The organism is Salinimicrobium xinjiangense DSM 19287 (assembly GCF_000423585.1).
GTDB classification, from domain to species: domain Bacteria; phylum Bacteroidota; class Bacteroidia; order Flavobacteriales; family Flavobacteriaceae; genus Salinimicrobium; species Salinimicrobium xinjiangense.
The window spans coordinates 1-15,025 of the sequence record NZ_AUIG01000020.1; the positions used below are offsets into that span (position 1 = coordinate 1).

13 protein-coding genes are annotated in these 15,025 nt (G+C 42.2%); 7 read left to right on the top strand and 6 right to left on the bottom strand.

What is annotated here, in order from left to right; genetic code table 11:
• Positions 1-1,193, top strand: a 1,193-nt coding sequence (locus G564_RS18855; RefSeq protein ID WP_051205360.1) for an IS110 family RNA-guided transposase, incomplete at its 5' end; no start/stop codon positions are given.
• Positions 1,194-1,451: 258 nt separating this feature from the next.
• On the opposite strand, the gene gldC is transcribed toward G564_RS18855, so the two are convergent.
• Positions 1,452-1,790, bottom strand: coding sequence for a gliding motility protein GldC (gene gldC / locus G564_RS0107920; RefSeq protein WP_029037192.1), 339 nt, complete (start codon positions 1,788-1,790; stop codon positions 1,452-1,454).
• Complete coding sequence (gene gldB / locus G564_RS0107925; protein ID WP_029037193.1) at positions 1,790-2,752, bottom strand: gliding motility lipoprotein GldB; 963 nt, start codon at positions 2,750-2,752, stop codon at positions 1,790-1,792. Before gldB ends, gldC begins: the two co-directional genes overlap by 1 nt.
• 105 nt (positions 2,753-2,857) lie before the next feature.
• Between gldB and nadE the strand changes: the two genes are divergently transcribed.
• Positions 2,858-3,646: an NAD(+) synthase gene (gene nadE, locus G564_RS0107930; protein WP_029037194.1), complete on the top strand. Its 789-nt coding sequence runs from the start codon at positions 2,858-2,860 to the stop codon at positions 3,644-3,646.
• 140 nt (positions 3,647-3,786) lie between these two features.
• Positions 3,787-4,425, top strand: a complete 639-nt coding sequence (locus G564_RS0107935; protein ID WP_029037195.1) for a response regulator transcription factor — start codon at positions 3,787-3,789, stop codon at positions 4,423-4,425.
• Here G564_RS0107935 and dnaG read toward each other — a convergent pair.
• The 4 genes from dnaG to G564_RS0107955 all read right to left on the bottom strand — a co-directional run bounded on the left by dnaG (position 4,418) and on the right by G564_RS0107955 (position 8,825).
• The gene (dnaG, locus tag G564_RS0107940) at positions 4,418-6,370 is read right to left on the bottom strand and encodes a DNA primase (protein WP_029037196.1); all 1,953 of its coding nucleotides are present in this window, start codon (positions 6,368-6,370) and stop codon (positions 4,418-4,420) included. The two genes, G564_RS0107935 and dnaG, sit on opposite strands and share 8 nt — an antisense overlap.
• A 98-nt stretch (positions 6,371-6,468) precedes the next feature.
• The gene (locus G564_RS0107945; protein ID WP_029037197.1) at positions 6,469-7,497 is read right to left on the bottom strand and encodes a porin family protein; all 1,029 of its coding nucleotides are present in this window, start codon (positions 7,495-7,497) and stop codon (positions 6,469-6,471) included.
• A gap of 67 nt (positions 7,498-7,564) precedes the next feature.
• Positions 7,565-8,275 (bottom strand): hypothetical protein, encoded by a 711-nt coding sequence (locus G564_RS0107950; RefSeq protein WP_029037198.1) that lies wholly within the window; start codon positions 8,273-8,275, stop codon positions 7,565-7,567.
• The gene (locus G564_RS0107955; protein ID WP_029037199.1) at positions 8,256-8,825 is read right to left on the bottom strand and encodes an RNA polymerase sigma factor; all 570 of its coding nucleotides are present in this window, start codon (positions 8,823-8,825) and stop codon (positions 8,256-8,258) included. The genes G564_RS0107950 and G564_RS0107955 overlap by 20 nt, the downstream gene beginning before the upstream one ends.
• Positions 8,826-9,033: 208 nt before the next feature.
• Here G564_RS0107955 and G564_RS0107960 point away from each other — a divergent pair, with 208 nt between their 5' ends.
• The 4 genes from G564_RS0107960 to G564_RS0107975 are packed head-to-tail and all read left to right on the top strand — an operon-like array spanning position 9,034 to position 14,797.
• Positions 9,034-9,933: an alpha/beta hydrolase gene (locus tag G564_RS0107960; RefSeq protein WP_029037200.1), complete on the top strand. Its 900-nt coding sequence runs from the start codon at positions 9,034-9,036 to the stop codon at positions 9,931-9,933.
• Between the two features lie 10 nt (positions 9,934-9,943).
• Positions 9,944-11,143, top strand: a complete 1,200-nt coding sequence (locus G564_RS0107965; protein ID WP_029037201.1) for a CehA/McbA family metallohydrolase domain-containing protein — start codon at positions 9,944-9,946, stop codon at positions 11,141-11,143.
• Between the two features lie 4 nt (positions 11,144-11,147).
• Positions 11,148-13,736, top strand: a complete 2,589-nt coding sequence (locus tag G564_RS0107970; protein WP_029037202.1) for a glycoside hydrolase family 2 — start codon at positions 11,148-11,150, stop codon at positions 13,734-13,736.
• A complete protein-coding gene (locus G564_RS0107975) occupies positions 13,736-14,797 on the top strand; it encodes a formylglycine-generating enzyme family protein (protein ID WP_029037203.1) in 1,062 nt (353 codons plus the stop codon). Before G564_RS0107970 ends, G564_RS0107975 begins: the two co-directional genes overlap by 1 nt.
• The last annotated feature ends 228 nt before the right edge of the window (positions 14,798-15,025 follow it).

Genomic DNA, 15,025 nt, shown 5'->3' on the forward strand with positions numbered 1-15,025 from the left:
GGAAACAGGCCATGTTGTTTGTATTCCGTATAAACACGAGGAAAGATAAAAGAAGATATTCCTTAAACTTTAAACATATTATGAGTAAACTAATTATTGGTATTGACATTTCGATGAATGACTTCTATGCCTGTATTAAAGTAAGAACAGAAGATAACAGTATTAAGATAAAAGGAACTCGTTCCTTTGAAAATACAGATCAGGGATTTGAAAATTTCTTATCCTGGTCTTTAAAACAAAAAAAAGATGATGAGTGGTCGGTAAGATTTGTAATGGAAGCAACAGGAGTATATTACGAAAACCTTGCTTACTATCTTCATTCTCAGAACCAGAAGGTGTCAGTGGTGTTAGCTAATAAAATAAAAAACTACATTAAAAGTCTGAATGTGAAAACCAAAACAGATAAGGTAGATGCAAAGACCATTGCCAGTTTTGGAATAGAAAGAGAATTGGAGAACTGGGAGCCTATGTCTCCAATGTATAAAACTTTGAGAGATTTGTGTAGAGAACTGCTAAGCCTAAAGAAAGAAAAACAGAGAGCTCAATCCCAATTACATGCTCTTGAAAAGGCTCACCAAAAATTGCACACTGTAATAAAGCTTAAGAGAGAACAAATAGCCTTTTTGGAGAAAGCTATTGATGTTATAAGAAAGGATATTAAAGCTACTGTAAAGAAGGATCCAATACTTGAGAATAGAATTAAAAAGCTTGAAACTATTCCTGGCCTTGGGTATGAAACAGTGGTTATTTTAGTATGCGAGACAAATGGTTTTACTTTATTCAAGAATATCCGACAGGTAGTAAGCTACGCAGGAATAGACATTACTCACAATGAATCTGGTATGTTTAAAGGTAAAACAAGAATATCTAAACGCGGAAACTCGAGAATAAGACAAGCTTTATATATGCCTTCACTGAGTGCTTGTAGGGCAAATGAACCTATTAAAGAACTATATGAACGAATCCATGATCGTAATCCGGACACAAAAAGAAAAGGGATTGTTGCAGGTATGCGTAAACTTTTAACCTTAAGTTATGTACTCTGGAAAAAAGACGAAGAATACAATAGTCACTACCAGTGGTCCAACTCCGCAACCCACAATTTATCCCAAAGAAAAGCGGAGCCCGAAAGCTCCGCACTAGATAGACATAAACCGATAAATCGATTTATACCTTCTTTAGTACAAAGTTAAAAAATCAAGAGGAAAAAATGAGGAACATTAGGATTTAATCATAGTATCTCTGGGGCTGGCAAAAGCAGAAAATTAAAATTTGTACTTCCAATGTCTAACTTCGTGAAAAGTCAAATTGCACGGTATTCTCGCTATTCAGCGGGGGAGATACTGACCACTGAACACTGAACACTTTTTCCCCTTGGAATTTGGTGCTTGGTGCTTGCTACTCGGAATTTTAAACTTCGTACTTCTAAAATCTACATTCTAACTTCCTGATCACTCTTTTTTCAATTCCATTTTTTCCGCAAAGAACTCACAGAAATCCTTCATGGTATCACGCATTTTTTCATCCTGGGTAGCACGATAGAAGGTATCACTCATGGTAACCAGCGTCTGGTGAAAAAACATTTTCATGTCATCAAGCGGCATATCCTTGGTCCACAAGTCGATCTTAAGCGTTTCTTTTTGAGCGGCATCCCACATGGAAAGCATCATTGCTTTTGCTTCCTGGTTTTCCACTCCCCCATCTTCGGCGCTCCAGTGCAATTCTTCGGGCACCCTGTTTTCATCCAGTGAAACTTTAATGTTAATGTTAGATTTTTTTGCTATTGCCATTACTTCTTCGGTTTATATTTTGATTTTTTAAAAATCGTTTCTGCATCTTCATTTATCATTTCTTCTACAGAAACATTGTTCTTTTCCATGTATTGTCTAACGATCTGCCAGCCAATATACTGCCCCAGTCTCGGCGGAGCCTCAGCATCAAGTTCAAGAAAGAATTTTGAAAAAGGTGCGGGATACAGAAATCGCGTTTGCAGCTGGGAATCGGAGGAGTACAAAAGCTCCCGCTCCACAAAATACCGCCATATCTGCTCTTCGTTAGCATTCGCCCATTCCAGTTCTTCCGGCAGGTATGTCATCTTTTCAGCATCACTCTTAAAAGGAATAAGCAGGTCTTTGAGATAAAGGATCTTTCCGTAGTAGATCATATGAGCGAGAAAGCTTCGGGAAGCAGGACCGGAAACAAATGTCCGGGCAAAAGCCTCACTAACGTCAACTACGATCTGTTCCTTGCGCATTTCCTTCTTAATATAATCCTGAACTCCCATATACAAGGGATGATCCATCCCCAGGTAAGTATCGAGTGCGACTAACAGCAGCGAATCGGCCCACACCACCTGGTTGCGATAATCAACATCTGATGTCAGCGTAACAACCTTCGGAATGGTTTCCTCGGGGAAGTAATATTTTATATGCTGAAAAAGCCTTTCCAGCTCCTCCTCAGTTTCCTCCAGATCTGGAAATTGGGAAGCGACAGCCTCATTCAATTCAAGCTGAATGCTGTCATTCATTTTCTCTACCCAAAGTATGTCGGGATACTGTCTTGGAAACAGAAATGAAAATTCTCTTTTTAGAGCCGGCAGACTGTCGGCCGTCGCATTTGCAAATCTCTGATCAAACCTTTCTACCTGCAAATCAATTCCAATCCTGGAGATCTCTTCCTCTCTTCTGTCATTATCTGCACAGGATAGAAGAAGAAGAAAAACAAAACAGCAGGCAAAGAGATACTTAAGCATATGTGAATTAAGAAGGGTTTAACGCGGGCTATTTTCTAAAAATTAGCTGAAGGATTATATTTGTTAACAAAGATATTATTTCCGACTCAAACTGACCAATATTATATGCAAACTAAAGAAGTTATTGATCACATCGTAAACTGGTTGAAAGATTATGCGGCGAATGCAAAAATGAATGGGTTTGTAGTTGGTATAAGCGGAGGAGTTGACTCTGCTGTAGTTTCCAGTCTTTGTGCAAAGACAGGATTGAGAACCTTGTGTGTGGAGCTTCCAATACACCAGTCTCAGGACCAGGTCACGAGAGCTCAGGAGCATATTAAAGGATTAAAGAAAAAATTTGCGAACGTCACCGATGTAGAGGTTGATCTTACCAAAACCTTTGACACTTTTATAAAAAGCGTACCAGACACAGAGGAAAGTCCCAAGGTCCATCTTTCCAGAGCCAACGTGAGAGCAAGACTGAGAATGACCACGCTCTATTATTTCGCCGGACTACATAACTACCTGGTGGCAGGAACCGGAAACAAAGTTGAAGACTTTGGAGTAGGTTTCTTTACCAAGTATGGTGATGGAGGAGTTGACCTTAGTCCTATTGCCGATCTCATGAAAAGTGAGGTCTATGAGATCGCAAAAGAACTTGATATAATCAACAGTATTGTAACTGCCGCTCCTACAGATGGGTTGTTTGGGGACAGCCGAAGTGATGAAGAGCAGATTGGAGCAAGTTACGACGAACTCGAACAGGCCATGAAACAGGCCGAAGAAGGAAAAAATGAAGAAGATCTTACAGGAAGAGAAAAACAGGTGTTCAGGATATATCAAAACCGCCACAGGGCCAATAAGCACAAAATGGTGCCAATTCCGGTTTGTGAGATCCCTGTTCATCTGAAATAAATGCTTTTAATCGAAAAAATTATTTTGCGAATAAATAAGGCATTATCTTTCATTCTCCCCCTGTATACACTATTAAAAACTAACAATCAGAATTTTACAAGGCCCTCACAAATGAAATTCTTTGTGCTAAAATTCAAACAATGACAAAAATTCTAATTGCAGACCATCATCCCATCACAAGAATGGGAATTTCTTCTCTCCTGGAGAAGGAAGGAGTGTATGAAGTAGTAGGAAAAGTGACAAATGGAAAAGACCTTTTCAGGTCCCTGAAAAGTAAGAATCCCGATGTGGTCATCCTGGAGATCGACCTTCCGGATATTAATGGAATCACTGCCCTTAGAACTATTAAAGCTGAAAATCCCGGCACCAAGATCTTAATCCTTAGCTGTCATCCCGAAGAGATGTATGCGTTGAATGCAATAAAGGCCGGTGCCGTAGCTTATCTTTCCAAAACTGCTTCTACTGAAATTCTTAGTGAAGCTGTGAAACAGGTAGCACGGGGAGGGATCTATCTCAACAAAGAGATCAGCGAAAAAATTAATACGGGTACTACAAGATCCAATAATCTGGTTTCCCGCTACAAGAAGCTCTCAACCAGAGAGATCGAAGTGTTGAATCTTCTTTCCACAGGAAAGAGAAACAAAGACATCGCCGAAGCTCTGGATATTAATGAAAAGACGGTAAGTACCTATAAGACCAGGTTACTTAAAAAATTACGTGTAGATAATCTGGCCGATTTGATCAACCAGTCAAGACTGCTGCAGATACGATCTACATAACCCGGTTTAGCTTATTGGAAAGCGTCTTTTTTAAAGAAATATAATCCATAATATCCTGAAGGATCACAGGAGATTCTTCGGGTGGAACTTCTTTTATTTCCCGGTTAAGTTCATGGATCTTCTGGTTCACAAGATATCTTCGTAAGGAAAGGATAGTTTCATTAACCAATCGCCCCACTCCTTCCTGTTTTCCTTTTACAAAGATCTCCATCCTTTCCCAGTCATGTAGCACATACTGCTCCTCATCCATTAAAATACCGGTAACTTCATTAGCATTTTCGGGAGGCAATTCATTGACAAAGGTCTCTAAGGAGAAATCATCTTCCTCGTTAAATTTATTAATCACCTGTTGATAGATGCGCTGAAAATGCTCATTGGTAAAGGCCACCTCATCTTCCTGCAAATCCAGAAAAATTTTTTCGTAAACTTTTGCCCGCACAATCTCCGGCTCCATTGTGATCTCTCCTTTCTCGTTCACCTTTACCACCAGGTCTTCAAAATCTTCCTCAACCATGCCGTAATGCAGGAGCAAACTAATAATAGTACGCTCAAGAATATAAAGCTCATCAACCTTCACCCTTGGGGCCGGTTCATTCCTTACCACCTCAAACTGCTGCGTCTTTTTGGGAGCGGTCTTTCCGCTTTGCTTTCCACTCAGCTGCGCCAGGGTAGTGAAGAGCACTTCTTCAGATATATCCATGATTCGGGAAGTCTCCTGCACATAAACTTCCTGCTGAATATGGTCCGGTATCTTGGAGATACTACTCACCATATCTCTAATGAGAGCAGCTTTTTTCACCGGATCGTTCTTGGCCTCCTCCATCAACAGAGAAGCTTTGTAGTTGATGAAATCCTTAGAATTTTCCTGCAGATAAAGCCCTATATCTTCTTCTGTATTTTTCTTGGCAAAACTATCAGGGTCCTCCCCTTCCGGAAAAGCACAAACCTTCACATTCATCCCCTGCTCGAGAATGAGATCGATTCCACGGATGGAAGCCCGCTCCCCTGCAGCATCACTATCGAAGAGAACGGTGATGTTTTTAGTTAACCTGTTGATCAGTCTTATCTGCTCGGGTGTTAAAGCAGTTCCCGAAGAGGAAACCACATTCTCTATCCCTGCTTGATTGAACTGGATCACATCTGTATATCCTTCAACCAGGTAACAGTTATCTTCTTTAGCTATAGCCTGTTTGGCGTGGTAAATCCCATAGAGGACTTTGCTCTTATGATAGATTTCGCTCTCAGGACTGTTAAGATATTTGGCTGCTTTTTTGTCATTAGTAAGTATCCTTCCGCCAAATCCAAGTACCCGGCCACTCATCGAATGAATAGGAAACATCACCCGACCTTTGAACCTGTCAAACTGCTTGTCTTCCTTAACTATGCTAAGACCGGTTTTTTCAAGATATTCCCGTTTATAGCCCTTTTTCAGAGCTTCATTAGTAAAAGCATTCCACTCATCAAGACAATATCCTAAACTGAATTTCTTTATCGTCTCATCTGTGAAACCGCGCTCTTTGAAATAGCTTAGCCCTATGGCTTTACCAAGATCTGTTTTGAGAAGAATATTCTGAAAATACTTCGCAGCAAACTCCGACACCAGAAACATACTTTCCCGTTCATCAGCCTGTTCCTTCTGCTCCTGACTCTGTTCTGTCTCCTCTACTTCAATGTTATATTTTTTTGCCAGATATTTTATGGCCTCAGGATAAGTGAAATGTTCGTGCTCCATTAAAAATGCCACTACATTCCCGCCTTTTCCACTGGAGAAATCCTTCCATATCTGTTTTACCGGAGAAACCATAAAACTCGGTGTACGCTCATCACTAAAAGGACTCAGCCCTTTAAAATTACTCCCCGATTTCTTTAAGGTTACAAAATCGCCAAGCACCTCCTCTACCCGGGAAGCTTCAAACACACGATCTATGGTATTTTTTGAGATCAAGATTTACTGCAGAAAATTTTTCAAATGTACGTTTTATAAAAAAGAGAGAGGATCCAAAAATTGGAATCCTCTCAAAAATATTAAAATAAAGGCTAATTCTAATTCGCATCAAATCTTAGTCCCACAGAAATATTATGCAGCGCAGGATTAGGATCTTTAAAGATCGGGTTCAGGTCATATTTGGCATAAAGAGAAGTACCTCCCCAGCCAATGTAGCCACTAAGACCGTAAATAAATTCATTGGTGTTGTAATCTCCCTTTAATTTCTGCTTTACACCCTCACCGTCTTCTTCGAACTTTAATTTTTGACGCTCCCCGAGGTTTACACCCGCGTACCCGCCGAGTCCGATCTTCAGCTTGTTATGTGTAGAAAACCAAACACTGCGGGGTGTTTCCACCTTTTTGGATGGACCGAATTCAAAATGTACCGGAAAAACCAGATTGTCCATTCTAAACTTTGATTTGTCCAAATCTATGGGAAATTCTTCAAGAGTAGTCAGATCCCCATCTCCTACAAAATACCTGTTATCTGTTGGTTTCAATCCGTTGAATTGAAATGAAAATCCATATCTAAATCTCATGAAGTTGGAGCGCTCAAACACTCTGGTCCTCCATGCAATTCCCAGTTCAAAGAACCGGCTGCCACCCACTTTGAAATCCGAGTCATTGATAGATTGACCTTCGGTGAGCGCATTATTAAATCCAACTGCCACCACCAGATGGGTAGAGGTCCTGCTGTAATGACTTTTACTAAACCAGTTGTCATTATCATGTTGTTCTTCTTCCTCCTCGTTCCAGGACCAGTCATCATTTGTATCTTCCTCCCGTAACAGCAAAGCTATTTGATTATCTATAATTGCCACCCGGTTCTGGATATTCATGGCATGTTTTTTAGCAGCCTCGCTCTTTAGCTTTTCCGCTTCTTCCCAATCAATTTCCTTTGCCTGTGCCCTCCTGTTAATTGACTCTACCTCTTTTTTAAGCGCCTCTTTTTCTTCGGCAATGATCTGCTCCTTTTGTTTTTCAAGTTGTTCAATCTTTTCACGATTGGTCTGTTCCTGAGCTGTTACAGGCTCGACCGATAATGAAGTAATGATAAGAAGCATTAGAAATGTAACTTTTTTCATGGTTTTCATGTTTTTTATTGGCTTCAAAAAGAAGTCCGTTAATTGATTGATTGATGATTGTTTGTGATTAAAAATCCCGGTTCGCCACCGCAGTTTTAGCTTTTGAAAAGCCTTCTTTCACCACCTCAAAAACTTTCTGCCGGAAAGACTGGTCCAGCTCATATTCCACCTGGTGCAGTAAATCCCCGGAATTGACGGTAAAATTCGAGTCAGGTTTTAACTCGGCAGTTGCCAGTAGCAAAAGAGCTTCTACTTCAAGATCGCTGTTATAGGCGCTATCCTGAGAGGCAAATTCCGGCTGATGTTCTGCTAAATGCAGGTTCTCCTCCGGCTCTTTGACAGCGGGTGCTTCGGAAAGAATTTGAGCAGCAATTTGTTCTTCTGCTTCTGAAGCTTCCGGAACAGGAGTCTCAAAAATGGCATTTTTGACACTTCTTTCTGCGGAAGGTTTTTTCTCTTCTTTCAGCTCCTCTTTCTCTTCGGAAGCAGCTATTTGAATAACTTCAGGCTCTGCATTTTTCTCCTCTAAAACAGGTTGTGCCGGCTCTTGTTCAACCAATTGTGGTTCTTCTGAAGCTATTGGAGCATCAAAGAAAGTTCCCAGCACAAAGAAAATTGCTGCAATGGCCGCAGCTGAAGCTATCCATGCGAAATACGGCCGCTTTTCCCTCTTCTTCTCAAGGCGCTGCTCCAGTTTGTTCCAGCCCGCGGCAGATGGCTGGATCTCCCTCTCCCGAAGTACCTTTTTTACGTTATTTTCAAATTTTTCCGGTTCCATATTCTGTCTTGTTTTCCTGTTCCAGCTTCTCCTGAAGCATTTTTCGGGCCTTAAAAAGCTGCGATTTAGAAGTTCCTTCTGTAATGTTTAGCATTTTTGCTATTTCCTGATGTTTGTAACCTTCAACGGCATACATTAAAAACACCATCCTGTAACCTTCGGGCAAACTGTCGATCAACTCCTGAATGTGCGCCGCATTAAAGTCGGATGTAAAGGAGTACGAAAAATTCTCATTTTCGGGCACCTCCTCTTCAGCAAACATAGAGCGTTTATCGGTTCGTAAGAAGGAGATCGCTTCCCTTATCATGATCCGCCGCACCCACCCTTCAAAGCTGCCTTCATCTCTAAAATCTTCCAGGTGAGTAAAAACTTTAAAGAATCCGTCGAGCATCACTTCTTCGGCATGTTGCAGGTCCTTCACGTACTGCCGGCAAACGCTGAGCATCTTTCCCGAATGTTTCTCATAGATCTTTCGCTGCGCCTGCCGGTTACCCGCGGCTGCACGTTTGATCAAAAGAGAATCATTTTTAAAGAGTTGAATTACTTTCACCTGCTTAGCTTTTCAAAGGCCTTCTATTAACATAGACGAAGGAAAGTTACAAAAGGTTGCCTGAGAGGGAGATTTTTTTTTCGAAATATCATTTCCTCCCAATTAATTGCCACTCAAAATTGGCAGTTTTACGACGGATTTACCCTGGCTAAAGGGGATGAAAATAGAGAAAAAACTTATCTTACAGCTTCTAAAATTCAGTAATAAAATGCGCTACTTTTTAAGCTTTGGCTTTCTCTTCCTTTCCTTTTTATCTCCCGCACAGGAACGTTTTATTAATGACATTTTTGAAGCAGAAGCGGCGGAGACTCAAACCTATGCAGTAAAAGACGGGCAAGAGCTTAAGCTGGATATTTACCGGCCAAAGAATGACACAGCCCGCTCCAGACCCCTGATCGTCTTTATGCATGGTGGCGGATTTTCAGGTGGCACCCGTACTAATGAAGGCGAAGTAAAATTTGCTCAGGCAGCGGCAAGAAAAGGTTATGTTGCGGCACAGATCTCTTACCGCCTTACCAGAAAAGGACAATCTTTCGGCTGCGATTATGAAGCCGAAGGAAAAATGGAGACTTTTCAACTGGCAGCGGAAGATTTTATGGATGCGGTAGATTTTATGCTGCGCTACAAAAAGAAATACGGCATTGATCCTTCAAAGGTCATAGTAGGCGGCAGCAGCGCAGGCGCAGAAGCAGTTTTAAATGCTGCTTACAACCGCGCGCTGATGTTTGAGAAACCTGCCAAATATAAGGATCTGCAATTCTCAGGTGTATTTTCCCTGGCCGGTGCAATAGTTGATGCCCGTTATATCACAGCAGAAAATGCCGTTCCCGGAATCTTCTTCCACGGCACAGAAGATAATTCAGTTCCCTATGCCTCCGCCCCGCATCATTTTTGCGACCCTGCAGAACCCGGTTATATCATGCTCGATGGTTCAAGAACAATTGCCAGCAAGCTAAGAGATCTGAACGCTTCCTATATGCTCTACAGCTTTGAAGGTGGCAGACACGAACATTCGGGAATGCCGTTTCAGTACTTTGAGGAAGTTTTCGGCTTTTTCAACAGCGTTTTTCTTAATAATGAAAAGCTCCAAATTGAAGTTTTAAAGTAATTCTATTCCCATGAAAACCTCCAGATCTTTATTTTTACTAATACTACTCCTCTTTTTCTATACTTCCGGGTTCGGCCAGGATAAATACTACAAAGGTAACCTCCACACCCATTCCTACTGGAGTGATGGGGATGAATTTCCGGAAATGATCATGGAGTGGTATAAGAATAAAGGCTATGACTTTGTAGCACTTTCAGACCACAATATTATTCCTGAAGGTGTAAAATGGAAGACCATTCCCAAAGATTCGTTGTATCAAAATGCTTTTCGGGATTACCTCAAGAAGTACGGGGAAGACTGGGTAGAATACAGGAAAGATTCCGCGGGAACTCATGTGCGGCTAAAGACTTTGGAAGAATTCCGGCCCTTATTGGAAGAAAATGAAAAGTTCATGATCTTCAAAGCAGAAGAAATTACTGCCTATCTCGACAAAAAAGCTGTGCACATGGGTGCGGTCAATGTTCAGGAGTTAATTCAGCCGCGGGAAGGAAATACCATTGTGGAGCTTATTCAGAATAATATTGATGCAATAAGAGAACAGAGTGAGCGCACGGGAGAACCTATCCTGCAGCACCTCAACCATCCTAATTTCACTTACGCGATCACTGCCGAAGATATCATCCAGGTTGACGGCGAGCGTTTTTTTGAAGTGTTCAACGGGCATCCTTATGTCAACAATTATGGAGATAGCATCCACAGCAGCACCGAAGAAATGTGGGATGAAGTTAACATGGCTTACATCCAGGCGGGCAAACCACTACTCTACGGATTGGCCACAGATGACAGTCATCACTATCATAAATTCGGAAGCAGGTACAGCAACGCCGGCCGCGGTTGGGTGATGGTAAATTCGGAAAAACTCGATCCGCGTTCCCTTATTAAGAGTATGGAAGCCGGAGATTTTTATGCTACCACCGGCGTTGAACTCGAAGCTATTTCTTTTGATAATAATGCCCTTTCTATTACTGTTAAACCTGAAACCGGAGTAGATTACGAGATACGTTTCATAGGTGCGCACCGCGATAGAATGGAATCTGAAATATTAAAAACTATGAAGGGTACAGCAGCCAAATATAAGCTTTCGGCCGATTATCTTTTCGTGCGGGCAAAGATCATTTCCAGCAAACTCAAAGAAAACCCTTATCAAGAAGGCGATGTGGAAGTAGCCTGGGTGCAACCGGTTATTCCAAATTCTTCAGCTAAAAACTAGTCCTATGAAAGCGTCAAAATTTCTTTTTATATCCTTACTTTTTCTCACCAGTCTCGTCCATTCTCAGCGACAAGTACAAAGCCTCAACTCTGCCTGGAAATTCTCTTCTGAAGTACATCCGCAACGAATTGTAAACATCCCTCATACCTGGAATGCCGAAGATCCTTTCAGGGATGGGAAGGAATATTTCCGCGGGAAAGGCACCTATACCAGAACATTATATGCTCCTCAAAAATGGCAAAATAAGCAGGTCTTTTTGAAGTTTGAAGGTAGCAATCAAATCACCACGCTGTATGTCAATGATCAGCTGATTGGCGAACATCGCGGCGGCTACACGGGATTTGTCTTTGATATCACCGAAGCTTTAAAACCCGAAGCAGAAAACGACATTAGGATCGTGGTTGATAACAGTCATAATGTAGATATTCCTCCTCTCGATGCGGACTTCAATTTCTACGGCGGAATCTATCGTGATCTGTGGCTGATAACCACTCCAAAATTGCATTTTGAGATAGCAAATGAAGCTGCCGGTAATTTCCTCATAAGAACTCCTGAAGTTTCTGCGGAAAAAGGTTCTCTTGAAATCGAAGCCCTGCTGGTGAATAAATCCGGTAAAAGAAGATCGGTTAGCGTCGAATCAGAAATTTTCGATCCGCAGGGGAAATCCATAAAAACTTTGAGAAACAAGATCAGGATCAATGCCGGAGAAACTGCAAAAGTTGATTTTGCAGAAAATATATTGAATCCACAGTTGTGGTCTCCTTCCTCCCCGAACCTTTACAAAGCCGAAATCAGGCTGGTTGCAGACGGCGAACTACAGGATGTATTGAGCTCCAACTTTGGCTTTCGCTGGTTTGAAGTTGATCCCGAAAAAGGCTTTTTCCTAAATGGGGAGCCCCTAAAGTTAATTGGCGCCAACCGGCACCAGGATTTTGAAGGTCTGGGAAATGCGTTGCCAGATGAACTGCACCGGCGGGATTATGAAATGATAAAGGAAATGGGTGCCAATTTCATCCGGACCGCTCACTACCCGCAGGATCCTAAAGTGTACAGGATCTGCGACGAACTTGGTCTCCTGGTGTGGAGTGAAGTGCCGGTGATCAATGATGTCACAGATTCTGAAGCTTACCACGACGTTTCCCTGAAAATGCAGCGGGAGCAAATTCTGCAATTTTTCAACCATCCTTCGGTGATCATGTGGGGACATATGAACGAGATCTTCATTCGGCTTGTATTCAATAACAAAATAACCGAACCCGAAAAGGAGGCAAAGATCAAAACCTCTGTAGCCTTGGCCGAAAAGCTTGAAAAGGAAACGAAAAGACTGGATCCCGACCGACTCACTGTAATGGCGTTACACGAGAATGAGTTGTACAATGAATCGGGCATAGCCGATATCGCAGATGTTACCGGCTGGAACCTTTATTTTGGCTGGTATTCTCCGGGTCTGGAAAATTTCGGGAGATTCATGGATGAGCAGCATGAGCGATATCCGAACCGGTCATTGTTTATTTCCGAATATGGTCCGGGCGCAGATGTAAGAATTCAAACAAATGATCCCCAACCCTGGGACTACAGTGAAGCTTATCAGTTAAAATTACACCGGAGTTACTTGAACCAGGTATTGGATCGAGATTATATCTTCGGAATGGCCGCCTGGAATTTTGCCGATTTTGGATCCTCCTTTCGGCAGGATGCAATGCCATACATCAATCAGAAAGGCCTGATCAATTTTGACCGCAGCAAAAAGGACATCTATTATTATTACCAGGCGAGGTTATTGGAGGAACCGATGATCTATGTTGCCGGCAAGAATTTCAAGGAGCGTTATGTGCAAAATGGAGACGACCCGGTACGGATTACCGTATTTTCAAATGCTCCGGAAGTTTCCCTCACTGCAGGCGACAAGAATTTGTCTTCAAAAACTGAAGACGGAATTGCCATTTTTAAGATCCCATTGCCCGAAGGTAAGAACAAGGTAACAGGTACTACCGGGGAGGTTTCTCATTCCCGGGAATTTGATGTGCATTACCGGGAAAAACTGGTTAAAAGAATCGACAAAAATGATATTACAGTAAATGTCGGTGCTCATGTGCAGTATAAAGATCCGGTAACCGGGGAGGTTTGGATCGCCGATCAGGAATATACTCCGGGCAGCTTCGGGTATGTTGGTGGAGAAGTTTTTCAAAGGGACAAAAATAAGATCCAGGGGACGGCTTCAGATATACAGGGAACGGAAAATGATCCGCTGTTCCAGACCATGAGAGAAGGAATAGAAGCTTATAAGTTTGATGTTGAAAAAGGTACTTATGTAGTCACGATCATGCTTGCTGAACCACAATTCAATGCTTCGGAAGCTCTTATCTACAACCTCTCCTCTTCCGAAGAAAAAGTTGAAGAAACGGTCCGCAGTTTTGACGTCAAAATTAACGACAAACTTGTTCAGCAAGATTTGAATCCGGCCAGGGATTACGGGAAAATCAGGGCGATCACGATCAGTTATGAAGTAAAATCGGAAGGCGGAATTACTGTACATTTTATAGAGAATTCCGGAAAAGCAATACTTTCAGCCATAAAATTAGAGAAGCTGTAATGAAATATTTATGGTGTTTTTCCCTGTTTGCCCTAATCATCTTTGGCTGCAAAGAACAAGAAGCTGAACCCTCGATCCTGGTAGAACAACCTGAAGGTATTATCACTCCCGAAGGAATGGTGTGGATCCCCGGCGGCAAGTTCATGCAGGGAGCTGTCAAAAATGATCCTATGGCTCTTGATCATGAAAAACCCGCCCATCCAGTTATTGTAGATGGTTTTTTCATGGATATTACTGAAGTCACCAATCGGCAATTTCAAAAATTCGTTAAGGAAACCGGATACGTGACTGTAGCAGAACGTGAACTGGACTGGGAGGAGCTAAAAAAACAACTTCCCCGGGGAACTCCGAAGCCTCACGATTCACTTCTGCAGCCGGGATCCCTTGTCTTTAAAAAACCCGGGCAAAAGCTGCCAAATCTATATGACTTCTCACAATGGTGGGAATGGAAAATCGGAGCTAACTGGAAACATCCCGGCGGACCCGGAACTTCTATTGAAGGAAAAGAAAATTATCCCGTGGTACATATTGCATTCGAAGATGCAGCAGCTTACGCCTCTTGGGCCGGACGAAGATTACCCACCGAAGCCGAATGGGAATATGCCGCCAAAGGAGGTGCCAAAAATGCTATTTTTGGATGGGGTGATGACGCTGAAGTTTTAGAAGAAAAAGCCAACACCTGGACCGGAGAATTTCCCACAGAAAATACTCTGGCAGACGGTTTCGAAAGACTGGCTCCCATAAAGAGTTTTCCCCCAAATACCTTCGGCCTTTATGAAATGGCCGGGAATGTATGGGAATATACTTCAGATTGGTATAACACCAATTATTACAAAGAGGCTGCGGAAAAAGGAATGCAGAAAAATCCGGAAGGAGCAAAAAATGCCTTTAATCCGCACAATCCACAGGTGCCCGAAAAAGTTATAAAAGGTGGCTCGTTTTTGTGTCACGTTTCCTATTGCGCCAGCTTCCGACCTTCTGCACGAATGCAGAATTCTCTGGATTCTTCGCATGAGCACCTTGGGTTCAGGACGGTGGCTACACCGGAAATGCTGAAATAGTGATCAGTGGTCAGTGGTCAGAAAAGTCATGTCATTCAGAACGAGCGGTAGCGAAGTGAAGAATCTTTTTGAAGTACGATATTAGAAGGACGAAGTTCAATTTCCAGTCATTCAGAACGAGCACTAGCGAAGTGAAGAATCTTTAACTACACAGATTTCTCGTCGCCTCTTCTTTCTATCAAAGAAAAGGCTCTGTAGAAATGACAAATTCCCCTTATTTATTGTTCA